Below are 25,775 nucleotides of genomic sequence, written 5' to 3' on the forward strand. Positions count from 1 at the left end.
CAGTGCCTGCGCCGGAATTTAGTCTCCTGGCACCTGCGTGGTGCGGGGGGACTAGGCGTGCATAGAGATGTTCACTTCAAAACATCTCGACGCCATCGTCGCCATCCGGCTCCCGCTACTCAAGAAAGGGAACTGGATGCTTACCCAATACCTTCTCCGCTCAATTTTCAGCTGGGAACTTCGCATCCAGATTGCGAGCTTTACGGTTGGCGATGGTTTCGAACAACCCCACCAACCAACACATCGGGCAACCCCGAAACAGCAGGAATGCGCCGATAAACAGCACGGGAGTAACAAAGACATAGGCTTGTTGGTACGCGCTCAAATACAGCGCTAAGCCAATCAGCACGAAAGCGCCCAGGCCTTTCAGCAGGTGAACACCGATGGATCGACTGCGGAACATAGCTTTCCCTTTCTATAAATGAGGGCAGAATGGACGCCGCCGTACCGACATCACGCGTCGTCGGCCCAATAGCTGCCAGCCATCAGTTGGTCGCGCATCAGACCGCGGGCGCGATGCAAGCGGCTTTTGACCGCGGCCACCGAGATATTGAGGTGCGTCGCGGTCTCCGGCGCGGACAGTTCTTCGATATCGCGCAAGATCAGGATTTCCCTGTAATGCGGCGGCAACGCAGCAATCGCCACCACCAGATCATGACGCAGTTGATGCGGCACCGGCACTTGGTACAACGTTTCCTCAAGCGCTTCCGATAGTGGCACCGTCTTTTTAAAGACCGAAAACAGCCGAAAACACTCACGCTCGACGATGCGAAACATCCAAGCTGCTAGTGCCGACAGCTTTTGCAGCGTGTGGATCTTGCTGTGCAGTTTCCACAGTGCGACCTGAACCGCGTCCTCAGCGTCTTCATTGGTGGCGCAAGTGCGGCGGGCGAAGCGCCTGAGGTCCGGCTGCATGGCGATGAGCAACTGGTCGAGCGCGCGTGAGTCACCCTGAAAGGCAGCTTCCACCAACTGAGCATCGAGTCGTCCCATGATCAATCGGAGCGTTTCAGCTTGCGGCCGAACATGGCACACATCGGGCAGAAGCCGATGAAGCCGGTGCAGGCGAACACAACGCCAGCGGCCACCGCCACCCATTTGATGGCAGGTTCCATCGGCATGACGAAGGAGGCGATTACGATAACCAAGCCGATGCACAAGCGCAGTGCGCGCTCCCATTTCGGAAGATTCTTCTGAAAAAACATATAACCTCTCTTGCGGTTGAAGGACAGCGTTCCTACAGGGTAGGAGGCGGCCAGCGCCGCAAAGGATTCAAAAATTCCTGTTTTTTTGTCGTTCCAACTGCCGCCCAATGCACGCGCCAGTTACAGCCTGGTTTCCAGGACTTTGGCCCGGCTTTGCAGCAGATAACTCTCGACCACTAACTACGCTGCGTCGTGGTAGTTACATTGCTTGCGCACCCAGCCGCCTCCAGCGACGCTTGCTGGGTGCGTATCGACACGTTGGCAGCTAGTGTCCTGCGTCAGAAGTTCCTTGCATTATTGACACCACATAGTAGTCTGCGTTGAAGGCACGCAAACGGCGAGGCGGTGATGAGAGGAAGACCAAAGGCGGAACTCGTGTTGGATGAGGCCGAACGTGAGCAACTCAAGGCGCTGACGATGCGGCGCAAGACCGCACAGGCGTTGGCGTTACGCGCGCGCATTGTGCTGGCTAGCGCTGAAGGCTTGGACAACAAGACCGTCGCGGCAAAGCAGCGTGTCACTCAGCAAACCGTATCGAAATGGCGTGCGCGCTTCGTGGCGCATCGGCTCGATGGACTGCTCGATGCGCCGCGCCCAGGGGCACCGAGGTCCATCGATGACGCACAGGTGGATGCGGTTATTGCCAAGACGCTCGAATCCGTGCCAGCCAACGCCACCCACTGGAGCACGCGCAGTATGGCTCGCGCGGCAAATCTATCTCCGTCGACCGTGACGCGTATCTGGCGTGCCTTTGGATTGCAGCCTCATCGACAGGAGACCTTCAAGCTCTCCACCGACCCATTGTTCGTGGAGAAGGTGCGCGATATCGTGGGGTTGTACCTCGACCCACCGCTCAAAGCCATGGTGTTGTGCGTTGACGAGAAGAGCCAGATTCAGGCACTGGACCGCACGCAACCCATGCTACCGCTGGCGCCTGGCATCCCCGAGCGACGCACGCACGACTACATGCGCCATGGCACGACAACGTTGTTCGCCGCGCTGGACATCGCCACTGGAAAAGTTATCGGTGAATTGCATCGCAGACATCGCAGCAGTGAGTTCCTGCAGTTTCTACGCACGATTGAAGCCAACGTGCCACCCAAGCTCGATGTGCATCTCGTCATGGACAACTACGGCACGCACAAGACGCCGTCGATCAAGGCTTGGTTCGCTCGCCATCCGCGCTTCCATGTTCATTTCACACCGACCTCCGCCTCATGGATCAATCAGGTGGAACGCTGGTTTGCAGCCATCACGGAACAATACATCCGCCGCGGCACGCATCGATCAACCCGACAACTTGAGCAAGCCATCCATCAATACCTCGACCTGAACAACGCCAACCCCACGCCTTTCGTGTGGACGAAGTCCGCCGATGACATCCTCGCCAGCATCAGGAGATTTTGTCTGCGAATTTCTGACGCAGGACACTAGGACTAGAGCTTTAGGCATGGCGACTCTCCTTGTGGAGAGGTGGCCAGCGCGGGATGCCATTTGCCGCCTTCGGGCACCACTCGGTCAACCACCCACAGTGCGTCGCGTCAGCAGCAACGTCAGGGCATAGCTCTTTCGCGAAATCAGGCCATGCTTTCTGGAGACTGCATCGTTTGCTTGACCAGGGCGCCGTGACCGGCGACAAACTCATCGGAGAGTGAATCGGGCTCTTCCTCCGTCCCAAGTTCCCCCTCCCATTTTGCAACCACGGCAGTGGCGATACTATTGCCCAGGACATTGGTCGCCGTGCGCCCCATGTCAAGGAACTGATCGATTCCCATCACAAGCAGCAGTCCGGCTTCCGGCAGGCCGAACATCGGCAAGATGGCGGCTACCACCACCAGCGAGCCGCGCGGGACCGCGGCCATGCCCTTGCTGCTGACCATCAGGATCAGAAGCATGGTGATCTGGTGCCCGAGCGACATGTCGACATTGAAGGCCTGCGCGATGAAGACCGCGGCAAACGCCTGATACACCATCGAGCCGTCGAGGTTGAACGAGTAGCCCAGCGGCAGGACAAAGCCGACGAGGCGCTTCTTCACCCCAAAGCGCTGGAGCCGCTCGATCATCTTTGGGTAAGCCGCCTCGCTGCTGGCGGTGGAGAAAGCGATCATCATGGGTTCGCGGATGCCCTTTGCCAGCTCGAACATGCGCCCCTTGAGAACCGCATAGCCTGCGATAAAGAGCACAGCCCACAGCGCCAGCAACGCGAGATAGAACGCGCCGATGAACTTGCCATAGGTCACCAGTACGTCGAGCCCCTGCACGGTGATGGCCGCGGCAAGCGCTGCAAAGATGCCGACCGGGGCGAACAGCATCACCGTATTGGTGATGCGCAACATCACGTTCATCAGTTCGTCGACGGAACGTTTCAGGAACTGGCCGGAATCACCGGTAGCCTTGCCCAGTGCAACGCCGAAGAAGAGCGAGAAGATCAGGATCTGCATGATCTCGTTGGTCGCCATGGCCTCGAAGATGCTCTTCGGGAAAATATGCGTGACGAACTCTTTCAAATTGAGCGCGCTGGTCTTGAGATTCGTGCTTCCGCCAGCGTCCGGCAGGACCATGTTCAGGCTGACACCGGGTTGCGCCAGGTTCACGAACAGCAGTCCGATGCTCAGCGACACGAGCGATGCGACGATGAACCAGGTCAAGGCCTTGGCGCCGATGCGGCCGATTGCCTTGGCGTCGTCCATGCTCGCGATGCCCGAGACCAGCGTCGCAAATACGAGCGGGGCGATGATCATCTTGATCATGCGCAGGAAGATCTCGGTGATGATCGAGAAATTGCCGGCGATCACTTTGGCGGCTGCCGCGTCAGCCGCCATGCGGTGACAGGCATAGCCGACGATGACGCCCAGGACCATGCTGAGCATGATCCAGCGGGTAAGTTTGTTTGTGGTTTTCAAAGCTTCGCCTCCTGGCCAGTTTCCGATATCGGCGCCCGCGGCTGGTCTGGGCCAAGGGCTGCCTTTGCCGCCTCGCCGACGGCGGGCTGCGCACCAACCTTGGCGGGCAGACGCCATGCGCCAAGGCCTCGACGCACAGTGCATCCCGCTCATGTCGATAAGACAGATTATCCAACACTAGACAAACCGTCAACACGATGAAAACCCGAGGTATTTCGGGAAGACGAGGGCCCAGCGCCGGCGGCACGCGCACGAGAGCCCCGCTCGCCCACAATGCGCGCGAGCAAACCCCGCTCGATGATCGCAGGCGCCTGCCTTCGGGCAACGGCCGCAAAGCGGAAACATTGGAGGAGATGGCCAGAGCGAGGCCAGGAATGCAATTGCGATGCCGGGGGACTTCCGGTGAACGCAAACGCCATCGTGTGCGCAGCCTGATGGACAGGCTCGCACGGATGACTATCGGTAGAAATGGGCGAATCTGTCCCTGACGGTGATACCGCTGGCCCCGGCAATCACGCCGCCGGGGTCAACGTCGCCTGCGCCACGCTGCATGGCCAGCCGGCGCCATGCGCACCGGCCGCCCTGCACGCGAGTCATGCCAATCAGCCTGCAAGCAATGCCGCAAACCGGTCGATATCGATGTTCCCGCCGCTGATGATGACCCCCACGCGCTTGCCCTTCAGTTCGGCCTTCATCGCGCGCGCGGCCGCAAAGCCGAGGCAGCCGGTGGGCTCCACCACCAGTTTCATGCGCGATGCGAAAAAGCGCATGCAGTCGACCAGTTCCTCGTCGGTCGCGGTCACGATGTCATCGACATCGCGGCGAATGATCTCGAAGGTGTAGTTGCCAAGGTGCTGCGTCTGCGCGCCGTCGGCGATGGTCTTGGGTGTCTCGATATGCACGATCGAGCCGGAGCGGAACGACTGCTGGCCGTCGTTGCCGGCGGCTGGCTCCACGCCGTAGATCTTGCATTGTGGAGCCAGTGCGCGCGCGGACAGCGCGGAACCGGAGAGCAGCCCGCCGCCGCCAAGGCAGACGAACAGGGCATCCAGCTCGCCGGTTTCCTCGAACAGTTCCTTGGCCGCGGTGCCCTGCCCGGCAATGACATCCGGATGGTCATACGGCGGGATCAGGGTCAGGCCGTGCTCCTCGGCCAGCTTGCGGCCGATTGCCTCGCGATCTTCCGTATATCGGTCATAGATGACCACTTTGGCGCCGTAGCCGCGGGTCGCGGCTACCTTGGCGGCCGGCGCATCATGGGGCATCACGATCGTCGCAGGGATGCCGAGCAATGAGGCCGACAACGCAATGCCTTGCGCATGATTGCCCGAAGAATACGCCACCACCCCTGCCCGCCTCTGGCGCTCGTCGAACTTCGAGAGCGCATTAAAGGCGCCACGAAACTTGAAGGCACCCATGCGCTGCAGGTTCTCGCACTTGAAGAAGAGTTCCGCGCCCACTTCCTTGTCCGCAGTGCGCGAGCGCATGACGGGGGTGCGGTGAGCATGGCCCTCAAGCCGCCGGGCGGCTGCTGACACATCATCAAAAGTGGGTAGATTCAGCATGATCGTAAGTCTCGTTTGAGTAAGAAGGCTACCAGGGCCAGTGAATGCTGGTGCCCGCTTGCGCGGCGGCGGCTCGCCGATGGAGCAGGCGAGCCACCGTCAGGTCCTGCAGCGCCAGGCCCGTCATATCGAAGACGGTAATGTCGGCATCGTGGCGGTCAACTTGCGCCTTGCCGGCCAGCACGTCGCCGATTTCCGTGCAAGGCGTATCCGGCGCCCACTGCGTTTCGCCGATCTGGCGGGCCTGGGCCCGGTCGTCGACAAACAGCCGCGCGCGCGCCAGCAGGCCGTCGGGCAACTCGCGCTTGCCGCGTGTGTCCGCGCCCACGCAGTTCAGGTGCGTTCCGGCCTGCACGGCTTGCAGGTCGAACAGCGCACCGCCGCCAGGCGTTGCGGTGATCACCACGTCGCTGCCCGCCACCGCCGCATTGCGATCAGCGGCATGGGAAATCTCGCAGCGCTCGGCGAAGGCGCGCTCGAACGCGGCGTCGGGCTTGCCCGTCACCGTAACGTATTGAACCTGCGTGAGCGAGGGCAGCAGCGCAAGGGCAAACGTCAACTGGATCCGCGCCTGCACGCCAGTGCCGAACAAGCACAGGCGCTCGCTGTCCTGGCGTGCCAGTAACTGAAGCCCCAGGCCGCCAGCGGCGCCGGTGCGCATCGTGGTGACGGCGTTGCCATCGATCATGCACACTGGCCGGCCGGTTGCCGGATCGATCAGCATGATCGTAGCCTGATGCGGCTCGCCGCCTACCTGGCGGTTGGCCGGCCAGAATCCGGCCGCCTTGAAACCCAGCAGGTCCTGCGACTGGACATCGCCGGACTTGATGCCGAACACGCCACCGGTCGCCAGTGGCTCCCGAACCAGCGGAAAGACACGGCCCTCGCCCTGGCTATGCAGGACAAAGGCTTCGTTCACCGCCTCCAGTGCATCTGCCGGCTGCAGCAGTGACTCGACCTGGTTCTTGTCGAGCAGGAGCAAGCGCGCCTCACTTGGCATAGCTATACACCGTAGCCCGCGACACGCCGAGATGCAGCGCCACGATTTCCATGGCGCGGCGCACCTCCATGAATCCCGCCTCCTTGAGTTCGCGCAGCAACGCGCGCCTGTCTTCGGCCTTGAGGGATCGCGGTGTAGTGGCAAGGCGCGCGGCAAACTGGTCGATGCGGCCCCGAATGGCATCCGCGCCGGCCGGGTCGAGCGACTCCTTCATGGCCGCGCCCGCGTCCACGCTGCCAAACTGGCCCAGCACGTTTTGCAAGCTGCGGAACAACGTCAGGTCGACGTTCATGCACAGGGCGGCCACATAGCCCCCGGTCGAATCCTTGATGCCGATCGACGTGCTCTTGGCCTGCCGCCCGTCGGCGAACTGATTCGCATAGTTGGCGATCACCTGCGGATACTCGGGGTCGGCAATCCGGGCAAGCCCCAACTCCAGTTGCGGGGTCTCCCACCTGGCGGCCCGACAGGTTGTTATGGATGGCGAGGATGGCGTGCTTAGGGTCCAGCAGATCGTGGACAACCACCTCGCAAAAGGGCGCGAAGGTCTCGCTCAGACCTTGGGCCACCTGCTTGAGTTGCTCGAGCAGCGCTTGCTGCTCGGGCGTGCGTTCTGGCGTGCGTTTTTTCATGCGGACACATTATCCAGATATAGACAATTTGTCAATACAGCGAGTAACCGGGCGACAAGAGGGGTCGCGGTTGCAGCCTGCCATAAAAGTTATCTATTAGCTACTCAGACCTGGCGCGATCCGACAATGTTGGCGATCAGGTTAGCGCATGCGGCCGTTGTCAGATCGAGACACTTACCTGTCACACGGCCGTCACGCCATCATCACGCCACCGTCATGTGGCCCATGCATCGTAGCGGTCTTTCGACACCATTCTTCTCCTACATGCGCATCCTCCCGTCCGCGACCGTCATTGCCGTTATCGCCGTCACCGCTGCGGCCTGGGCTTTACCCGTCGCGGCCCAGGCCACAGCCCCTGCCGCCTACCCCGCCACCCTCGCCGGCCACGCCATCCTGCCCGCGCAGAGCTATATCGCCGCGCCCAAGGATGCGCCGCAGGATCTGCAGGCAAGCGGCAAGTTCACCACCGGTGCGCGCGTGGAAAAGATCGGCGCGGTGGAGGGGCTGTCGAACGGCCGCCCGACGGGCGTGTCCTTGCCCTTCAAGGGCCAGCCGCTCCAAGGCCACTCCGGCATCAAGCACATGGCGGACGGCAGCTTCTGGGTGCTGACCGACAACGGCGCCGGCAGCAAGGCCAATTCGCCGGACTTCATGCTCTACCTGAATCACTACAAGGTGGACTTCAAGAACGGCAAGCTCCATCGCCTGGGCACCGTGTTCCTGCACGACCCCGACAAGAAGGTGCCCTTCCGCATCGTCCACGAAGGCACCAAGCAACGCTACCTGACCGGTTCGGATTTCGATACGGAGAGCTTCCAGTTCGCCGGCGGCGCGCTGTGGATCGGCGACGAGTTCGGGCCCTTCCTGATCAAGGCCGACCTGCAGGGCAAAGTGCTGGCCGTATTTGACACGCTGGTCGATGGCAAGGTCGTCCGCTCGCCGGACCATCCCGCCGTGACCACACCGGGCGTGCCGGGCGGCGCGGTGGACTTCCAGGTCAAGCGCTCCAAGGGCTTCGAAGGCATGGCGTCTTCGCCGGATGGCAGCAAGCTCTACGCACTGCTGGAAGGCCCCGTATGGAACGCCGAGGCCAAGGACTTCGAACGCATCGATGGCAAGGAAGCCCTGCGGGTCCTGGAGTTCGACACCCAGGCCGGCAAGTGGACGGGCCGCTCCTGGAAGTACCCGCTGGAAGCCAACGGCAACGCCATCGGCGACTTCAACATGATCGACGCCACCACCGGCCTCATCATCGAGCGCGACAACGGCGAAGGCACGGCCGACAAGGCCTGCCCCGAAGGCCAGAAGCGCAACGACTGCTTCTCGGACATCGCGAAGTTCAAGCGCATCTACAAGATCGAGCTGACCGACGCCAACGCGGGCGGCCCGGTGCGCAAGATCGGCTACATCGACCTGCTCAATATCGCCGACCCCGACAAGCTGGCCCGCAAGCCGCTGAACGACGGCGTGCTCAAGTTCCCGTTCTTCACCATCGAGAACGTGGATGTGGTCGACCCCACCCACATCGTGGTCGGCAACGACAACAACCTGCCCTTCTCCAGCAGCCGCGAGCCTAACAAGGCGGACGACAATGAACTGGTGCTGCTTGAGGTCGGTGAGTTCCTGAAGGCACGTTGAGCCTGGCTGGCGCGGCGCGCCTTGCGCCGCGCCGGTCCTTGCGTCACGCAGCTATTGCGCGTTCCACGGGTTGAACAGACTCACGCCGCACGGAACGAAATCAGCCTCGTTGCGTGTGACGACGGTCATCCCGTGTACCAAGGCCGTGGCGGCGATCAGCGCATCCCGTTCGGCGCGCCGGTCGGGCACATGCAATCGGGCACAACGTTGGGCGATCGCGGTATCAATCGGCAAGACGCGATTGGCGAACTCGGGCATCACGTGATGGTCCAGCCATGTCCGCAACAAAGCACCCTGACTGGCATCCCGGCGCTCGACCTGCAAGACACCAGCCTCCAAGCTCCAAGACGGTCACGACTGACAGAAACAGCGAGCCGGCATCCACCGTCTGTGTCCAAGCCGTCACGTTGGCATCGGCTTTGCCCGAGCGCACCTTGCGCAGCTCGGAAACCACATTGGTGTCGAGGATGTACATCATAGGTTGGCCGGCCGCGATCCGAGATTAGCGCGAGGCGGATCGAACTCGATGTCTTCGACGCCAGGCATGGCGAGCGCGTCGGCGATGTTGCGGCGCTGCTGCGTGAGCTTTTGGTAATCCTCGAAACTCAACAGCACATGCGCAGGCTTGCCGCGATCGGTAATGAAGACCGGACCGTCGCGGGTCGCTTTTTTAGCGCGGGTGACGTCTTGATTGAGTTCCCGGCTGGATAAGGTAGTGATGGTCATGGCGGCACCTCCAGTACACATCCCGATAATGTAGGTACGTTACTACAAATCAGGAGAGGTCGCAACATCGGGCCCATCGACCAGGCGCGCGGCGCCGTCTACACGGAAAAGAATACGGGGCACGATGGCTCGGGTCATGGGGGTCGATGCGCTGCCCTCGCGAAGAGCAAAGTCCATAGCCAGTTTCACCATGGCGCCATGCATCACGCCCTTATAGAGCGCCGGCACCTCAAACGCGCCAAGCCCCGTCAGCCCGGAGGGAGAAAAACCCGGTGCCTTGCACACCGGTGATACCGCCTGCAGGACAGGACATGGACGGTATCACCGCCCAGCCCCTGCCACCTGCCCTACACCTCCAGCCATTCCTTGCGAATGGCAGCATTGGCCTTCAGATCCCCCGGCGTGCCTTCGAACACGATATGCCCGTGCCCCATCACATAGACCCGCTGGGAAATATCCAGCGCGATGGCCAGCTTCTGCTCGATCAGCAACACCGACACGCCACGCTCCTTCAGGACTTTCAGGTAATCGCCCACCAGCGTGACGATCATCGGGGCCAGCCCTTCGGTAGGCTCGTCGATCAGCACCAGGTCGGGGTCGCCCATCAGGGTGCGGCACAGCGTGAGCATCTGCTGCTCGCCGCCGGAGAGCACGCCGGCGGCGGTGTTCTCACGCTCCTTCAGGCGCGGGAACATGTTGTACATGTCCTGCACCGTCCAGCGGGGCTTGGACTGGCGCGGATTGCGCTTCTCGCCAAGTTGCAGGTTCTGGCGCACCGTGAGCGTAGGGAAGATATCCCGGTTCTCCGGCACGTAGCCCACGCCCAGATGGGCGATCTCGAAGGTGCGCCGCCCGAGGATCTCCTCGTCGCGAAAGCGCACCGAGCCCTCAGCCTTGACCATGCCGAGGATGGCCTTGGCCATGGTCGAGCGCCCCACCCCGTTGCGGCCCAGCAGCGCGACGATCTCGCCTTCGCCGATATGCGCATCGACGCCGTGGAGGATATGGCTCTTGCCGTAGTAGGCGTGCAGGCCCTGCACGTCCAGCATGCGCTTGCCCATCAGTGCGCTCCCTCAGTAGCAGGATCGTCCAGGGTCGTGCCCAGGTAGGCTTCCTTGACCTTGCGGTTGGCGCGGATGGCTTCGGGCGTGTCGGTGGCGATGACCTCGCCGTAGACCAGCACCGAGATACGGTCGGCCAGCCCGAACACCACGCTCATATCGTGCTCCACCATCACCAGGGTCTTGCCCACGGTGACGCGACGGATCAAGCTCCACCGCATGATCGGACTCAGAACGGCTCATGCCGGCCGTGGGCTCGTCCAGCAGGATCACCTCGGCGCCGCCGGCAATGGTGATGCCGATCTCCAGCGCGCGCTGCTCCGCATAGGTCAGCAGGCTGGCCTGGGTGTTGCGGCGGTGCTGCAGGCCGATCAGTTCCAGCACTTCGTCAGCCCGCTCGCGCGCGTCGCGCAGCTCCGAGAGACGATGCCAGAACGAATACTTGTAGCCCAATGACCAGAGCACCGCGCAGCGCAGGTTCTCGAACACCGACAGGCGGTGAAAGATATTGGTGATCTGGAAGCTGCGCGACAGCCCCATGCGGTTGATCACGAAGGGCTGCAGCCCGCCGATCTGCTGGCCATTGAGCTTGACCGTGCCCGAGCTGGGCGCAAAGCGGCCAGAGATCAGGTTGAAGGTGGTCGACTTGCCGGCGCCGTTGGGGCCGATCAGCGCATGCCGCTCACCCTTGGGGATGGTCAGGTTGACGCCCCGGATGATCTCGGTCTGGCCGAATTTCTTGCGTACGTCGTTCAGTTCCAGTGCGGCGCTCATGCCGTGCCTCCCGCCATTTCGGCCTGTACCTTGTCCCACGTGGCGCGTACCCGCGTGCGGGCAGCGCGGCAAGCCAGCAGGCCAGCCACCCACAACGCTGCCGCCACCAGCCACGGTGCCACGGTGCCGGCGTCGAAGCCGATGCGCAGCAACGACATCTCGGTGCCGTTGGCGCTATCCACCTGCACCTTGTAGACCAGTTCCACGGTGAGGATCACCGCCGCCAGCAGCACCAGCCCGGCGGCCGCAGCGATGCCGTAGTCGGGCAGCATGCGGCGCAGCTTGCCGCGCGCGAGCAGCGGCACCTGCATCATCAGCAGGCTGGCGATGCCGCCGGGCACGAACATGACCATCAGCACAAAGAACAGGCCAAGGTACAGCAGCCAGGCCTTGGTCAGGTCCGACAGTGCCACTGCGAACAGGATGAAGACCACGGCGCCGATCACCGGGCCGAAGAACACGCCCGCACCGCCGATGAAGGCCGCCAGCAGCACCCCTCCGGAGCGCACCGCACTGACGTTCTCGGCCGACACGATCTCGAAATTGATGGCCGACAGCGCCCCCGAGATGCCGGCGAAGAACGCCGACAGGATCAGCACCAGGTAGCGCACGCGCTGCGTGTTGTAGCCGATGAATTCCACCCGCTCCGGGTTGTCGCGCACCGCGTTGGCGATGCGCCCAAGCGGCGTCTGGGTCCAGGCGTACATGGCCGCCATGGACAGCAGGCACCACACCGCGATCAGGTAATACACCTGGCGGCCGGGGCCGTAGGTGATGCCGAACACGGGGTCTCCCACCATGCGGTTGGTGGAGATGCCGCCCTCGCCGCCGAAGAAATCCGGGAACATCAGCGAGCTGGCAAATACCATTTCCCCGATGCCCATGGTGATCATGGCGAAGGTGGTGCCGGACTTCTTGGTGGTGACGTAGCCGAACAGCACACCGAAGAAGGCGCCGGCCAGGCCGCCAACCACCGGCAGCAGCGAGACCGGCAGCCATACCTTGCCCGCGCCGACCATATTGAGCACGTGGATGGCGATGAAGGCGCCCAGGCCCGCGTACACCGCATGGCCGAACGACAGCATGCCGGTCTGCCCGAGCAGCATGTTGTAGGACAGCGCGAAGATAATCATGATGCCCATCTGCGACATCAGCGTGATGGCGAAGCCGCCGGTGAAAAACAGCGGCATCACCAGCATCAGGGCGGCGGTCAGGCCCCAGACCGCCCAGCGTGCCAGGTTCATCGGGCGGTAGCGCATGGTGCGGCCCGTCACGACCGCCTCGCGGCGTTGTTGCATTGTCGTCTCCATGCTGTCAGCCCTCCCGGGTACCCATCAGACCACGCGGGCGGAAAATCAGCATCACCACCAGCAACAAATACGGCAGTACCGGGGCAACCTGCGCCACCGTGAGCTTCCATAGCGAAGACAGCGGCGTGCTGTCGGTAATCTGCAGGCCGATTGAGCCCAGCAAGCCAGCCAGCGAGGCGTCGAGCGTGACGGCAAAGGTTTGCAGCACGCCGATCAGCAGCGAGGCGATGAAGGCCCCCACTAAAGACCCCATGCCGCCCACCACCGCCACCACGAAGATGATCGACCCCACCGCTGCCGCCATCGACGGCTCGGTAATAAAGGCATTGCCGCCGATCACGCCGGCCAGCCCCGCCAGCGCAGCGCCACCGCCAAAGACCATCATGAACACGCGCGGCACATTGTGGCCAAGCGCTTCGACCATCTCGGGATACGTCAGCGCCGCCTGGATCACCAGCCCGATGCGGGTGCGGGTGAGCACCAGGTAGATCGCCACCAGCATGGCCAGCGACACCAGCATCATGAAGGCGCGGTACTTGGGGAACGACGAGGTGAATACGGTAAACAGCGGCCCGTCCAGTTCGGCCGGGATGCGGTAGGGTACGGCGGCCAGGCCCCATACCAGCTTCACGCCTTCCTCGATCAGGTAGGCCAGGCCAAAGGTGAACAGCAACTCGGCCACATGCCCGAACTTGTGCACGGTGCGCAATCCGAAGCGCTCGACCAGCGCCCCGGCGCCGGCCACCAGCAGCGGCGCGAAGATCAGCGCGGGCCAGAAGCCGATCTTGCTGGCGATGGTGTAGGCAAAGTACGCGCCCAGCATGTAGAAGCTTGCGTGCGCGAAGTTCAGCACGCCCATCATGCTGAAAATCAATGTAAGCCCGGAAGAGAGCATGAACAACAGCAGCCCGTAGCTGATGCCATTCAACAGGGAAATGACGAAGAATTCCACAACATATCCTTCATTCTGACGCCGGCCAGCCACTTGGCTGCCGGCAGTCGGCCGGTCTGGAAACGGTTGCACGCGGGTGCAAACGGGTGTGCGCCACCCACCCGGGGCCGCAAGCGCTGCCCCGGGCCGACCGAAGTATGCAGGATCGGGCGGCGCGCCGGAACCCGACGCGCCGCCCGCCAAGCGCGCAGGCTTAGCCCGGGCGCTTCATCTGGCAGGAAGTCGGCTGCGCTGCCACGTACTGGTCCATCAGCGCATCGGTCTTCCAGCCAAAGCCGGTGTTTTCCTGGTCGAACTTGACCTCCTTGCCATCAACCTTGGTCCAGGTGGCCACCACCAGCGATTGCTGGGCCTGGTGATCCGAGCCGCGCATCTCCACCGTGCCATTCAGGCTTTCGGCCTTGATGCCTTCGAGCGCCTTGGCCACCTTGACCGGATCCGTCGACTTGATGTCCGTGAACGCCTTGCCCAGCATGGAGATGCCGGTGTACGCGGCCATCACGTAGAAGTCGTCGTTGTACTTCTTCTTGAAGCCTTCGATGACGTCACCGCCCTTGAAGCCCTTGTTGTTGGGGTTGTAGTAGCCGACGTACTTGACATGCCCGGCTTCCGACGGCCCCATGGCGGTGGGCACGCCAGTGGTGGCGGCGTAGTAGGTGTAGTAGTTGGTGCTCAGGCCCGCGTCCTTGCCGGCCTTGATCAGCAGCGCGAGGTCGCTGCCCCAGTTACCGGTGATGACGGTATCTGCGCCGGAGGCCTTGATCTTGGCCGCATACGGGGCAAAGTCCTTGACCTGTGCCAGCGGATGCAGGTCTTCGCCGACGATCTGGATGTCCGGACGCTTGCGCTTGAGGTATTCCTTGGCGGCGCGCGCCACCTGGTGGCCGAACGAGTAGTTCTGGTTGATCAGGTAAACCTTCTTGACGTTGGGATCCTTGGCCAGGAAGGTGGTCAGGGCTTCCATCTTCATGTCGGAGTTGGCGTCGAGCCGGAAATGCCAATAGTTGCACTTGCTGTTGGTCATGTCCGGGTCCACCGCGGCGTAGTTCAGGTAGACGATCTCCTTGCCCGGATTGCGCTCATTGTGCTTGGCCACCGCGTCTTCCAGCGCCATGCCCACGGAGGAGCCGTTGCCTTGCACGATATAGCGGATGCCCTGGTCCACCGCCTGCTTGAGGATGGTCAGGCTTTCCTGTGGCGAGAGCTTGTTGTCGAAGCCAACCACTTCAAACTTGTTGCCACCGCCCCAGTTCTTCTGGTTGGCGATGTCCGCCACATACTGCCAGCTCTTGAGCTGGTTCTGCCCCACCGGCGCCATCAGCCCGGACAGCGGGTCGATAAAGGCAATCTTCACCGTATCGGCAGCCGCGACCCCGGAACCCATTGCCGCGAAAATGGCCGTGGCGGCCACGAGCGGACGCAATCTGATCATGCTTGTCTCCTTCGGTTTTATTGTTGGCTGTTGTTGATCCCGGTTCGCGGCGGCGCTCTCTCCCACGACCTCGCGCGCCGCGAACCTGTCCTGCAATCGCCGGCATCGAAGGCCGGCAAGCATTGGCGGCTCTATGGCCGCCTTGGGGTCAGGCCGCCGGCAGGCGGTAGTCCTTGAACTGCTCGCGCAGCTTGAGTTTCTGCATCTTGCCGGTCGCGGTGAGCGGAATCTCGGTGACAAAGACGACGTCGTCGGGGATCCACCATTTGGCGACCTTGCCTTCGAAGTACTTCAGCAGTTCCTCGCGCGTCACCTCGGCCCCCGGCTTCTTCATCACGACCAGCAGCGGGCGCTCGTCCCACTTGGGGTGATAGCAGGAAATGCAGGCCGCCATGTGCACCGCCGGGTGGGCGGCCGCGACGTTCTCGATATCGATCGAGGAGATCCACTCGCCGCCGGACTTGATCACGTCCTTGCTGCGATCGGTGATCTGCATATAGCCGTCGGGGTCGATGGTGGCCACGTCGCCCGTGGGGAACCAGCCATCCACCAGCGGCGACGCGTCGTTGCGGTAGTAGTGCTCGATCACCCAGGGACCGCGCACATGCAGGTCGCCAAACGCCTTGCCATCCCAGGGCAGCTCGTTGTCGTCGCCGTCGACGATCTTCATGTCCACGCCGTAGATCACGCGGCCCTGCTTTTCCTGGATCTTCTGCTGCTCGTCTTCCGGCAGGTCGTTGTGGCGCGCCAGCAGCTTGCAGGAGGTGCCCAGCGGGGACATCTCCGTCATGCCCCAGGCGTGGATGGTCTCCACGCCGAGCGCCTTGAGCGCGCGGATCATGGCGGGCGGCGCGGCCGAGCCACCGATCACGGTGCGATGGAAGGTGGAGAACTTGAGATTGTTGGCCTGCACATACTGCAGCAGGCCCAGCCATACGGTGGGCACGCCGGCCGAGAAGGTCACCTTCTCCTGCTCGAACAGTTCGTAGACCGAGGCGCCGTCGAGCTTGGCGCCCGGCAGCACCAGCTTGGCGCCCACCAGCGGCACCGAGTACGGCAGGCCCCAGGCATTGACGTGGAACATCGGCACCACGGGCAGGATCACGTCACGGGCCGAGCAGCCCAGCGCGTCCGGCAGCGCCGATGCGTAGGAATGCAGCACGGTGGAGCGATGCGAATACAGCGCGCCCTTGGGATTGCCGGTGGTGCCGGAGGTGTAGCACAGGCTGGAAGCCGTGTTCTCGTCGAACTGCGGCCACGTGTAGTTGCCGTCCTGCGCGTCGATCAGGTCCTCGTAGCACAGCAGCGCAACCTTGGCGTTGACCGGCATGTGCGAGCGGTCGCTCATCATCACCCAGCCCTTCACGCCCGGGCAATGCGCCGCCACGCCTTCCACCAGCGGCAGGAAGGTGGCATCGAAGAACACGTACTGGTCTTCGGCGTGGTTGATGATGTAGGCGACCTGCTCGGGGAACAGGCGCGGGTTGACGGTATGGCATACCGCTCCCGAGCCCGATACGCCGTAGTAGATCTCCAGGTGACGATAGCCATTCCAGGCCAGCGTGCCGACACGGTCGCCCGACTGCACGCCCAGCGCGGCGATGGCCTGGGCCAGCTTGCGCGAGCGCAGCTCGCAGTCGCGGTAGGTATAACGGTGCAGATCGCCTTCGGTCCGTCGCGAGACGATTTCCGTGCCGCCATAGTGGCGTGCGGCGTGCTTGATGATGGAGGAAATGAGCAGGGGTTCGCTCATCATTTGACCCATCAATGCCATGGAATAGTCTCCTGTGATTTCTCGGAATCCGTCAAAAAAACGAACAACCGTTCTATTTTTGGGCCGATTGTTCCCATACTTTGATGAAGCGTCAACGGGAATCCGTTGTGCGCCGCCATATCCGGCATGCCGGATGGCTGCACATCTGCCCCATGCCGGTGCGCTGGGGGCAGGATTCAAGTTCAGTCTGGAAACATTGCGGTGACAACAGCGGTCAGAGATGCGAGTGACGGCGTGGAAGTACAATAACGCCTGCCATGTTGCACCTCAACATGTCGTTTTCCCTAGCCTGCAAGCGCACTTGCGGGAAATTCGACGAGCCGGCGCTGCACCGCCCAGCTACCCAAAGTGATGCCCCTGTGAATTCTCCCGAGCTAACCAACCTTCCCCAAGCCTTGCCTGAGGCCGCCGTCCCCGCCCCGCTGGACGCTGCCGAGCCGCGGCCGCCGTTCACGAGCGTGCCGGGCTTTGCAGAGTTGGGCCCGCGCTTCTTTACACGGCTCGCGCCGACGCCGCTACCCTCCCCCAGGCTGGTCAGCGTGTCGGCCTCCGCCGCCGGTTTGCTCGGCTGGGATGCGGATGCCGCAACGCAGCGTAGCTTCATCGAAACTTTTGCAGGAAATCACGTGCCCGAGTGGGCCGACCCCTCGCCAACGTGTACTCGGGCCATCAGTTCGGGGTCTGGGCAGGCCAGTTGGGCGACGGCCGGGCGATCCGGCTGGCCGAGGCGCGCACCGCCTCCGGCCCCTGGGAAATCCAACTCAAGGGCGCCGGCATGACGCCCTACTCGCGCATGGCCGATGGCCGCGCCGTGCTGCGCTCCTCGATCCGCGAATACCTGTGCTCCGAGGCGATGCAAGCGCTGGGCGTGCCCACCACCCGCGCCATGTGCATCATCGGGTCCGACGCCCCGGTGCGCCGCGAAACCCTCGAGACCGCCTCCGTGGTGACGCGCCTGGCGCCGTCCTTTATCCGCTTCGGCCATTTCGAGCATTTCGCGGCCCGCGAGGACATCGGCGCGCTGCGCCAGCTGGCGGATTTTGTAATCGACCGCTTCATGCCCGAGTGCCGCGAGGACAAAGAGCCCTACCAGGCGCTGCTGCGTGAAGTCTCGCTGCGCACCGCCGACCTGATGGCCAAGTGGCAGGCCGTGGGCTTCTGCCATGGCGTGATGAACACCGACAACATGTCGATCCTAGGCCTGACCATCGACTATGGCCCCTTTGGCTTCCTCGATGCATTCGACGCCAACCACATCTGCAACCATTCCGATTCGCAAGGCCGCTACGCCTACAGCCAGCAGCCGCAGGTTGCGTTCTGGAACCTGCACTGCCTGGCCCAGGCGCTGATGCCGCTGTGGCGCGAGGGCGATGGCAACGCCGACGCCGAAGCCAACAAAGCGGCTACCGACGCCGCGGTGCAAGCCGCGCGCGCCGCGCTGGATCCGTTCCGCGAGCGCTATGCCGCGGCCTTCTTCCAGCAATACCGGGACAAGCTAGGCCTGCGCCCGACGGGCGGCCCCGACGCCGACGACGAGCCGCTGCTGACCGACCTGTTCCAGCTGCTGCACGCCCAGCGCGTGGACTACACCTTGTTTTGGCGCAACCTCGCCCGCATCTCCTCTGCCGATGGCAGCCAGGATGCCCCGGTGCGCGACCTGTTCCTGGACCGCGCGGCGTGGGACGCCTGGGCCGAAGGCTACCGCGCCCGCCTGCGTGCAGAGAACTCTGTCGACGCCGCGCGCACCGTGGCCATGCTGGCGGTCAACCCCAAGTACGTGCTGCGCAACCACCTGGCCGAGACCGCCATCCAGCGTGCGCGCGAGAACGACTTCAGCGAAGTGGACCGCCTGCTGGCCGTGCTGTCGCGCCCGTTCGACGAGCAGCCGGAGGCCGAAAGCTATGCCGCGCTGCCGCCGGACTGGGCAGCCGGGCTGGAAGTGAGCTGCTCGTCATGAAGGCGCAGCGGCAATGTAAGGTTTGACAGGGCAGATACGACCAACTGGCCCTGGGTGACGAAAAGCGGGCTGCGCAACAAGCTGTGCGCCTGCCGAGTCTCCCGGCCAACGAGAAAGGAAAGCCGAATATGACCACGCACAAGACCGAAGCCGAGTGGCGCGAGCAACTCTCCGACATCGAGTACCGCGTTGCCCGCGAAGCCGCCACCGAGCGGCCCTTCACCGGCCGCTACTGGGATCACTGGGAGCGCGGCACCTACCGCTGTGTCGGCTGCGGCACGCCGCTGTTCGAAGCCAGCACCAAGTTCGACGCCGGTTGCGGCTGGCCGAGCTACTTCCGCCCGATCAACGGCGAGGTGATCGACGAGCACACCGACCGCACGCACGGCATGGTCCGGGTGGAAGTCCGCTGCAAGGAATGCGGCAGCCATCTTGGCCACGTTTTCGAAGATGGCCCCGCGCCCACCGGTTTGCGCTACTGCATCAACTCGGCTGCGCTAAAATTCGACGAGCGCGACCCCGCCGACCTCAATGCGGGTGACGCCGCGCCGACATCGCCCGACACGCCGCGCTAAGCCCGAACCGCCCGCGCGGCGGTTCGCCGCCAACCCAGCCCTCGACCTCGCGTCGCTCTATCCTGTCCGCATGAAATTCCTGTTCGACCTGTTTCCGGTCATCCTGTTCTTCGTCGCCTTCAAGTTCGCGGGCATCTATGCCGCCACCGGAGTGGCGATCGCCGCCACGGTCGTGCAGATCGGCTGGGTCTGGCTGCGCCACCGCAAGGTCGAGCCGATGCAGTGGGTCAGCCTGGTGATCATCTCCGTGTTTGGCGGCGCCACGCTGCTGCTGCACAACGAGACCTTCATCAAGTGGAAGCCCACCGTGCTGTACTGGCTCTTCGCCGCCACGCTGACGCTGTCGGCACTGATCTGGCGCAAGAACCTGATCCGCGCCATGCTGGGCAAGCAGGTCACCATGCCGGAAGCCGCCTGGGGCAAGCTCAACGCTGCCTGGGCCGCTTTCTTCGCCGTGATGGGCGTGGTCAACCTCTACGTGGCCTACCAGTTCTCCACCGACGCCTGGGTCAACTTCAAGCTGTTCGGCAGCATGGGCCTGATGCTGGTGTTCATCCTGGCGCAAAGCGTCTGGCTGTCCCGCCACATGCAGGAAAACACCACCGAGTAAAGCGTCCCGGCGGGCCATGCCCGCCGCGCCTCCCCAAGATTGATCGCTCCGGCCCCTGCCGGACCCCACCAGGACACGCACCTCAGCCAATGGCCGCCGAACCCGCACAAATCGAAGCCCTGCTGCGCGCAGCCCTCACCCCCTCCAGCGTCGAGGTACGCGACGACAGTGCGCTGCACGCCGGCCATGCCGGCGCCGCGTCCGGTGGCGGGCATTACCACGTCACCATCGTCAGCGCGCAATTTGCCGGCAGCACCCGGGTAGCCCGCCATCGCATGGTGTATGATGCGCTGCGCGATCTATTCCCCACGCAAATCCACGCGTTGGCGGTGACCGCGCTGACTGACCAAGAACTTGAATCCCGCGAAACCTCCCGCGATTCCTCGAGCAACTCTCAGATCTGATTCCATGAAGACCACAGTCCTCTCGTTCAGCCTGGCGGCTGTGCTTGCCGCTGGCAGCTTGCCCGCCCTCGCCCAGAACGCCGCCGTCGTGAATGGCAAGGCGATCCCCTCGGCCAAGCTGGACAAGCTCGTAGCCGGCACCGGACAGCCTCCCAGCGCGGAACTGCGCGACCGTGCCCGCACCATGCTGATCGACCGTGAGCTGCTGCTGCAGGAAGCCAACAAGCGCGGCCTGACCCAGCGCGACGACCTGCAGGAACAACTGGAACAAGCCAAGCTGAACGTGCTGGCCGGTGCCGTGTTCGAAGACTACGTCAAGACCCACGGCGCCAGCGACGACGAACTGCGCAAGCAGTACGACAAGATCAAGTCCCAGTTCGGCAGCGGCAAGGAATACCACGCCCGCCACATCCTGGTCGAGAAGGAAGCCGACGCGCGCGCCATCATCGCCAAGATCAAGGCTGGCGCCAAGTTCGAAGACCTGGCCAAGGCCTCGTCCAAGGACCCGGGCTCCGCAGCCAACGGCGGCGACCTCGACTGGGCCAACAGCAGCAGCTACGTGCCGGAATTCTCGGCCGCCATGACCGCTCTGAAGAAGGGCCAGATGACCGAGACCCCGGTCAAGACCCAGTTCGGCTGGCACATCATCCAGCTCGACGACACGCGCGACGCCAAGATCCCGACGTTCGAGGAAGTCAAGCCGCAGCTGGTGCAGATGCTGATGGGCGACCAGAACTGGCAGCGCGAGCAGTTCCAGGCAATGATGAAGTCGCTCAAGGACAAGGCCAAGATCCAGTAAGTGGATTCAGGCTTGCCGTGACGGGAAAACCGGCGCCGATGGCGCCGGTTTTCATTTGCGCGAGCGGGATACCGCTGGTTTGCTCCCCTCGCCCACTTGTGGGAAAGGGGCCGGGGGAGAGGGCGGGCGCTCGTTACGCTGTCGTGCTGGACAACACCACGGGCTTCGCTTCAAGTGGCTCCTAGCTAAGCCACCCCTCTCCCCGGCCCTCTCCCCCTGAGGGGAGAGGGAGAAACAGCCGTCGTCATAGCGCGCGGCTTTGGCCTATCCGTCGGCTCCGTTCAATGCCGCTGGTTTGCTCCCCTCTCCCACTTGTGGGAGAGGGGCCGAGGGAGAGGGCGGGCGCTCGTTACGCTTGTCGTGCTGGACAACACCACGGGCTTCGCTTCAAGTGGCACCTAGCTAAGCCACCCCTCTCCCCGGCCCTCTCCCCTGAGGGGAGAGGGAGAAACAGCCGTCGTCATGGCGCGCGGCTTTGGCCTGTTCCGCCAAGCGTTCGCAGGTATCCATGCGCTGCGCCCCGCAGTTGCCGCATCAGCCGCGAGAAATCGATCCCCTCCCCTCATCGATACAAGCATGCGAGATCAGGCCATAGACGATGGCCTGCAGCGTCACCGAGGCCTCCTCGACCACCGCGGCCTGCGGCGCGTCGGCCGCGCTTAGCAGCGCCCGGCTCCACAACGCGACGAACCGCGCATACATCTTCTGGTAAGCCCCGCGCCCCGAGTAATGCCGCTCCAGCAGGTAGATCGGGCCCCACCGCTCCGGCGTCTCGCGGTGGTGCTCCACGTTGACGGCAATCAGCGCGTCCACGATGGCCGCCATCGATTCGCCCCGGCACTGCGCGAGACGCGCATCCATCGCCAGCACGATGCGTTTGGCGCGCAGGTGCAGGCACACCTGCGCCAGCTCTTCCTTGCTGCCGAAGTACTCGTAAAACGTTCCCAGCCCCACCCCGGCCAGGTCAACGATGGCGCGGATCGTCACCTGCGCATAGTCCTGCCCGGCCAAAAGCCGAACAAGGGCCTCCTGGATGGCCAGCGACGTCTGCCACGAGCGCGACTGCACTGGCCTGCGGCGCGGCTTTGCCGGGCCTTTTTGCTGTGGGTTCATCGTGCTCCGAAAGCCGAACATGAAGGCTGGCCATTCTATCTAGAATGGCCCTTCGAATCTAACGGGTGGCGGCAAGGCCAGCCAGCCCGGCCCAAGGAGACAGCCCGTCATGAACGCTACCCAAGCTACCCACGCCACCCACGTCATCACCAACCAGGTTCCCGAGCTTAAGGACTACAACCTCTACACCAGCGACCCCGCCATCCGCCGCGCCGTTGCGCGCGCCGGTGCAGGCTGGAACGAGGCGGAGCTCAAGCGCCAGGGCGCGGTGCTCGGCGCCGAGCAAACCATCCGCCACGCCGAAGACGCCAACCGCTACCACCCCGAGTTGCACACGCATTCGCGCATCGGCGAACGCATCGACCAGGTGCGTTTCCATCCCGGCTGGCACGAGATGATGGCCATTGCGCGCCGCAGCGGGCTCGCCAACCTGCCCTTCGCCGATACGCGCCCCTCGGCATGGGCCTCGTATGCGGCCTCGCTGTATATGCACAGCCAGATCGAGTCCGGCTCGCTGTGCCCCACCAACATGACCCAGGCCTGCATCCCGGTGCTGCGCAAGGAGCCCGGGCTGTTCGCGCAGTTCGGCGACAAGCTGCTGACCCAGGCCTATGACCCACGCGACATCCCTATCGAGCAAAAGGGTTCGATCAACGTGGGCATGGGCATGACGGAGAAGCAAGGCGGATCGGACGTGCGCGCCAACACTACCCGCGCGGTGGCCAGCCGCGGCGAAGGGCGCGGCGCCGAGTACGTGATCACCGGCCACAAGTGGTTCTTCTCCTCGCCGATGTCGGATGCCCACCTGGTGCTGGCCAATACCGATGCCGGCTCCTCCTGCTTCTTCGTGCCGCGCTGGCGCCCCGACGGCAGCAAGAACCCCATCGAGATCCAGCGTCTGAAGGACAAGGTAGGCAACCGCTCCAACTCCAGCAGCGAGGTCGAGTTCCGCGATGCCTGGGGCATCATGGTGGGCGAGGAAGGCCGCGGCATTCCCACCATCCTGGAGATGGCCACGTACAGCCGGCTCAACTGCTCGCTGTCCAGCGCCGGCTTCCTGCGCCAGGCGCTGGTGCAGGCCCTGCACTACGCGCGCCACCGCAGCGCCTTCGGCAAGCCGCTGATCCGCCAGCCGCTGATGATCAGGCTGCTGGCCGACATGGCGCTGGAGGCCGAGGCCGCCATGCTGCTGGCCATGGACCTGGCCACCGCCTTCGAAGCTACCGACGACCCCGCCCGCCTGGCATGGCGCCGCATCCTCACGCCCGCGTCCAAGTTCTGGATCTGCAAGCGCGCGGTGGAGATGACCGGCGAGGCCATGGAAGTCTTCGGCGGCAACGGCTATGTGGAGGATGGCCCCATGGGCCGGCTGTTCCGCGAAGTCCCGGTCAACTCGATCTGGGAAGGCTCCGGCAACGTGATGTGCCTGGACGTGCTGCGCGCCATCGGCCGCAACCCGGACGACTACCTGCGCGTGCTGGACCAGATGAGCACGGTGGGCGCGGGCGAGCCGCGCATCCAGGCCAGCGTGGCCGCGCTGCGTGCGGCGCTGCGCCTGCCCGAAGACGAACAGCAGGCAGAGGCGCGCCGCACCACCACGCGGCTGGTGCTGACCGCCCAGGCCTGCCTGATGCTGCAACATGGCGAACCGGCTACCGCGCAGGCTTTCCTGGCCAGCCGCTTCGACCCCGAATGGGGCGCAGTGATGGGCATCAGCGCGGGCGGTGGCGATGCCGCACGCATCCTGGAGATGGCCTGGGCCGCCTGACCCTGCCAGGGCGGCAAGACACGACAAAAACACGACAAAGCCGCCTCCAGGCGGCACGAGGAGACAAGCCTTGCACCTGGTATCTGCTGCGTGCGGGCCGGGCCGACGGCAGGCGCGACGGCTCCGGTACCTGATAACGGCCCTCAGGCCGCGCAGAGTTCCAATAGCTGCTCGTCGCGAAAGCCCCACTGTGCCGGGTCTTCGAAGCCCACGATGGTATCTTGCGCCGCGCTCAGGTCCAGTGTCTCCGGGCCAAGGTGCGCAGCCTCGCTCACCGAATAGAACACCTTGACCAGCGGGCGCAGCGGCTCGTTGTCGTTTTGCGCGAAGACCACCGCCAGCCGTCCGGAGCGCAAGCGCAGCACCGTGCCCAGCGGATAGATGCCGATGGACCGGGTAAAGGCCTGGAACACGGTACGGTCGAACAGCGTATCCACCCGCACCGCCATGTACTCCAGCGCCCGCGCTGGCGTCCACGCCTGGTGCCCGGGCCGGTTGGAGGTCAGCGAGTCATAGGTGTCGCACACCGCGGCGATCTTGGCATGCACGCTGATCTCGTTGCCGTGCAGGCCAAACGGGTAGCCGCGCCCGTCGATGCGCTCGTGGTGATGCATGCAGACGTCGAGGGGAATATTGCTGTAGAGCTTGGCCTCGTTGAGGATGCGGTAGCCCACCGAAGGATGCCGCTGCACCATCGCCACCTCGGCGGCGGTCATCTCGCCCTGCTTGTGCAGCACGTGCGTGGGCACGGAAATCTTGCCGATATCGTGCACCAGGCCCGCCAGGCCGAGTTGCTGCAACTCGCCCCGGTCCAGGCCGAGCGTGCGTCCAAGCGCGATCATCAGCGCGCAGACCGCGAAGGAATGCAGGTAGGTGTAGTCGTCCCGCACCTTGAGCCGTGCCAGTGCGATCAGGGCCTGCGAATGGCGCGTGAGCGAATTCGAGACGGAATCGACCAGCATCAGCGCGCCCTCCACCTCCAGCGCCCGGCCCATGCGGGCATCGGTGAACATCGAGCCGACCACCGCCTTGCCGCTCTTCATGACTTCCCGCGCCAGCCCGAACTCCACCTCCAGCGGTACGCCCGACTGCGGCACGGCGCCGGCCGGCTCGTCGGCGACGGGCTTCACGTTCAAGGATCCCGTTGCCGCCGGCTGCACGGGCGGCGGCACGCCCTTGCCCTTGAGCAGGTCGATCCAGACCTCCTCGACCTTGGAGGCGATCATCTGGTCGATCTGTTCCCGGCTGTTCACCAGGAACCGGGAGCGCCAGAAAGGATGCTCCAGCCATGGCCCCCCCACCCTGGCCACGAACATCCCGACTTGAAGCTGTTGGGTCTTGATCCGTTTCAGCATGCCAGCTCCTCGCGTACAGATTGAATAAGGCGTGGTCGCTTAACGGCAAGGATGCGGATTACTTTAGGGTTGGCGCAGGCTCTGGTGCGCGTGGCGTCCTCGAGGCGGCGGCGCATGTGGATATTCGCAACAAGCCGGATTCTCGTCGTACACGCAGACGCCGCGGCCGCTCGGCCTCCCTGGCGGAGCAGTTCGCGCCCAGTCGGGAACGCACCGCCGGCA

General features: G+C 63.8%; 22 protein-coding genes and 4 pseudogenes. 8 read left to right on the forward strand and 18 right to left on the reverse strand.

Features of this window, described 5'->3' with window-relative positions; genetic code table 11:
• Positions 1–160: 160 nt before the first annotated feature.
• From OMK73_RS17395 to OMK73_RS17405, 3 genes are read right to left on the reverse strand one after another with little or no spacing between them, the layout of a single operon-like run.
• Entirely contained in the window at positions 161–403 is a 243-nt protein-coding gene (locus OMK73_RS17395; RefSeq protein ID WP_267603117.1) for a hypothetical protein, read from the reverse strand.
• Between the two features lie 50 nt (positions 404–453).
• Positions 454–993: an RNA polymerase sigma factor gene (locus OMK73_RS17400; RefSeq protein WP_267603118.1), complete on the reverse strand. Its 540-nt coding sequence runs from the start codon at positions 991–993 to the stop codon at positions 454–456.
• Between the two features lie 2 nt (positions 994–995).
• Complete coding sequence (locus tag OMK73_RS17405; RefSeq protein ID WP_267603119.1) at positions 996–1,313, reverse strand: YgaP family membrane protein; 318 nt, start codon at positions 1,311–1,313, stop codon at positions 996–998.
• 240 nt (positions 1,314–1,553) lie between these two features.
• On the opposite strand from OMK73_RS17405, the gene OMK73_RS17410 reads away from it, so the two are divergent.
• The gene (locus OMK73_RS17410) at positions 1,554–2,639 is read left to right on the forward strand and encodes an IS630 family transposase (protein WP_267603120.1); all 1,086 of its coding nucleotides are present in this window, start codon (positions 1,554–1,556) and stop codon (positions 2,637–2,639) included.
• 143 nt (positions 2,640–2,782) lie between these two features.
• Here the strand turns inward: OMK73_RS17410 and OMK73_RS17415 are convergent, their stop codons facing one another.
• The 4 genes and pseudogenes from OMK73_RS17415 to OMK73_RS17430 all read right to left on the reverse strand — a co-directional run bounded on the left by OMK73_RS17415 (position 2,783) and on the right by OMK73_RS17430 (position 7,305).
• Positions 2,783–4,108: a dicarboxylate/amino acid:cation symporter gene (locus tag OMK73_RS17415; RefSeq protein WP_267603121.1), complete on the reverse strand. Its 1,326-nt coding sequence runs from the start codon at positions 4,106–4,108 to the stop codon at positions 2,783–2,785.
• A 602-nt stretch (positions 4,109–4,710) separates the two neighbouring features.
• Positions 4,711–5,673: a threo-3-hydroxy-L-aspartate ammonia-lyase gene (locus tag OMK73_RS17420; protein ID WP_267603122.1), complete on the reverse strand. Its 963-nt coding sequence runs from the start codon at positions 5,671–5,673 to the stop codon at positions 4,711–4,713.
• Between the two features lie 28 nt (positions 5,674–5,701).
• Positions 5,702–6,673 carry an ornithine cyclodeaminase family protein gene (locus tag OMK73_RS17425; RefSeq protein ID WP_267603123.1) on the reverse strand — a complete coding sequence of 324 codons (972 nt, stop codon included), beginning with the start codon at positions 6,671–6,673 and terminating at the stop codon, positions 5,702–5,704.
• Positions 6,663–7,305 (reverse strand): annotated as a pseudogene (locus OMK73_RS17430) (helix-turn-helix transcriptional regulator). Before OMK73_RS17430 ends, OMK73_RS17425 begins: the two are co-directional and overlap by 11 nt.
• Before the next feature lie 264 nt (positions 7,306–7,569).
• Between OMK73_RS17430 and OMK73_RS17435 the strand changes: the two are divergent.
• The gene (locus OMK73_RS17435; protein WP_267606419.1) at positions 7,570–8,943 is read left to right on the forward strand and encodes an esterase-like activity of phytase family protein; all 1,374 of its coding nucleotides are present in this window, start codon (positions 7,570–7,572) and stop codon (positions 8,941–8,943) included.
• 51 nt (positions 8,944–8,994) lie between these two features.
• Here the strand turns inward: OMK73_RS17435 and OMK73_RS17440 are convergent.
• From OMK73_RS17440 to OMK73_RS17480, 9 genes and pseudogenes are all read right to left on the reverse strand, one after another.
• Positions 8,995–9,421: pseudogene (locus tag OMK73_RS17440) on the reverse strand (type II toxin-antitoxin system VapC family toxin).
• Entirely contained in the window at positions 9,418–9,669 is a 252-nt protein-coding gene (locus OMK73_RS17445) for a type II toxin-antitoxin system Phd/YefM family antitoxin (protein WP_267603124.1), read from the reverse strand. The pseudogene OMK73_RS17440 and the gene OMK73_RS17445 overlap by 4 nt, the downstream one beginning before the upstream one ends.
• Before the next feature lie 42 nt (positions 9,670–9,711).
• Positions 9,712–9,954, reverse strand: coding sequence for a hypothetical protein (locus OMK73_RS17450; RefSeq protein ID WP_267603126.1), 243 nt, complete (start codon positions 9,952–9,954; stop codon positions 9,712–9,714).
• Positions 9,955–10,016: 62 nt separating this feature from the next.
• Positions 10,017–10,730 carry an ABC transporter ATP-binding protein gene (locus OMK73_RS17455; protein ID WP_267603127.1) on the reverse strand — a complete coding sequence of 238 codons (714 nt, stop codon included), beginning with the start codon at positions 10,728–10,730 and terminating at the stop codon, positions 10,017–10,019.
• Positions 10,730–11,504, reverse strand: a pseudogene (locus OMK73_RS17460) (ABC transporter ATP-binding protein). The gene OMK73_RS17455 and the pseudogene OMK73_RS17460 overlap by 1 nt, the downstream one beginning before the upstream one ends.
• Positions 11,501–12,814, reverse strand: coding sequence for a branched-chain amino acid ABC transporter permease (locus OMK73_RS17465; RefSeq protein WP_267603131.1), 1,314 nt, complete (start codon positions 12,812–12,814; stop codon positions 11,501–11,503). The pseudogene OMK73_RS17460 and the gene OMK73_RS17465 overlap by 4 nt, the downstream one beginning before the upstream one ends.
• 4 nt (positions 12,815–12,818) lie before the next feature.
• Positions 12,819–13,766, reverse strand: coding sequence for a branched-chain amino acid ABC transporter permease (locus OMK73_RS17470; protein WP_267603135.1), 948 nt, complete (start codon positions 13,764–13,766; stop codon positions 12,819–12,821).
• A 193-nt stretch (positions 13,767–13,959) separates the two neighbouring features.
• Positions 13,960–15,198 (reverse strand): branched-chain amino acid ABC transporter substrate-binding protein, encoded by a 1,239-nt coding sequence (locus tag OMK73_RS17475; protein WP_267603137.1) that lies wholly within the window; start codon positions 15,196–15,198, stop codon positions 13,960–13,962.
• Positions 15,199–15,346: 148 nt separating this feature from the next.
• Positions 15,347–16,972: a 3-(methylthio)propionyl-CoA ligase gene (locus OMK73_RS17480; protein WP_267603139.1), complete on the reverse strand. Its 1,626-nt coding sequence runs from the start codon at positions 16,970–16,972 to the stop codon at positions 15,347–15,349.
• A 395-nt stretch (positions 16,973–17,367) separates the two neighbouring features.
• Here OMK73_RS17480 and OMK73_RS17485 point away from each other — a divergent pair.
• From OMK73_RS17485 to OMK73_RS17505, 5 genes and pseudogenes are all read left to right on the forward strand, one after another.
• A pseudogene (locus OMK73_RS17485) lies at positions 17,368–18,929 on the forward strand (protein adenylyltransferase SelO).
• Positions 18,930–19,057: 128 nt separating this feature from the next.
• Positions 19,058–19,504 carry a peptide-methionine (R)-S-oxide reductase MsrB gene (gene msrB / locus OMK73_RS17490; protein ID WP_267603142.1) on the forward strand — a complete coding sequence of 149 codons (447 nt, stop codon included), beginning with the start codon at positions 19,058–19,060 and terminating at the stop codon, positions 19,502–19,504.
• A gap of 70 nt (positions 19,505–19,574) precedes the next feature.
• The gene (locus OMK73_RS17495; RefSeq protein WP_267603143.1) at positions 19,575–20,114 is read left to right on the forward strand and encodes a septation protein A; all 540 of its coding nucleotides are present in this window, start codon (positions 19,575–19,577) and stop codon (positions 20,112–20,114) included.
• A gap of 89 nt (positions 20,115–20,203) precedes the next feature.
• Positions 20,204–20,518 (forward strand): BolA family protein, encoded by a 315-nt coding sequence (locus OMK73_RS17500; RefSeq protein ID WP_267603144.1) that lies wholly within the window; start codon positions 20,204–20,206, stop codon positions 20,516–20,518.
• Between the two features lie 4 nt (positions 20,519–20,522).
• The gene (locus OMK73_RS17505) at positions 20,523–21,317 is read left to right on the forward strand and encodes a peptidylprolyl isomerase (RefSeq protein WP_267603145.1); all 795 of its coding nucleotides are present in this window, start codon (positions 20,523–20,525) and stop codon (positions 21,315–21,317) included.
• 534 nt (positions 21,318–21,851) lie between these two features.
• On the opposite strand, the gene OMK73_RS17510 is transcribed toward OMK73_RS17505, so the two are convergent.
• Positions 21,852–22,430 (reverse strand): TetR/AcrR family transcriptional regulator, encoded by a 579-nt coding sequence (locus OMK73_RS17510; protein ID WP_267603146.1) that lies wholly within the window; start codon positions 22,428–22,430, stop codon positions 21,852–21,854.
• A gap of 109 nt (positions 22,431–22,539) precedes the next feature.
• Here OMK73_RS17510 and OMK73_RS17515 point away from each other — a divergent pair, with 109 nt between their 5' ends.
• A complete protein-coding gene (locus tag OMK73_RS17515) occupies positions 22,540–24,198 on the forward strand; it encodes an acyl-CoA dehydrogenase family protein (RefSeq protein ID WP_267603149.1) in 1,659 nt (552 codons plus the stop codon).
• Positions 24,199–24,341: 143 nt separating this feature from the next.
• Here the strand turns inward: OMK73_RS17515 and OMK73_RS17520 are convergent, their stop codons facing one another.
• Positions 24,342–25,553 carry an HD-GYP domain-containing protein gene (locus OMK73_RS17520; RefSeq protein WP_267603151.1) on the reverse strand — a complete coding sequence of 404 codons (1,212 nt, stop codon included), beginning with the start codon at positions 25,551–25,553 and terminating at the stop codon, positions 24,342–24,344.
• Positions 25,554–25,775: the final 222 nt, after the last annotated feature.

This window comes from Cupriavidus sp. D39, assembly GCF_026627925.1.
Taxonomy (GTDB): domain Bacteria; phylum Pseudomonadota; class Gammaproteobacteria; order Burkholderiales; family Burkholderiaceae; genus Cupriavidus; species Cupriavidus ulmosensis.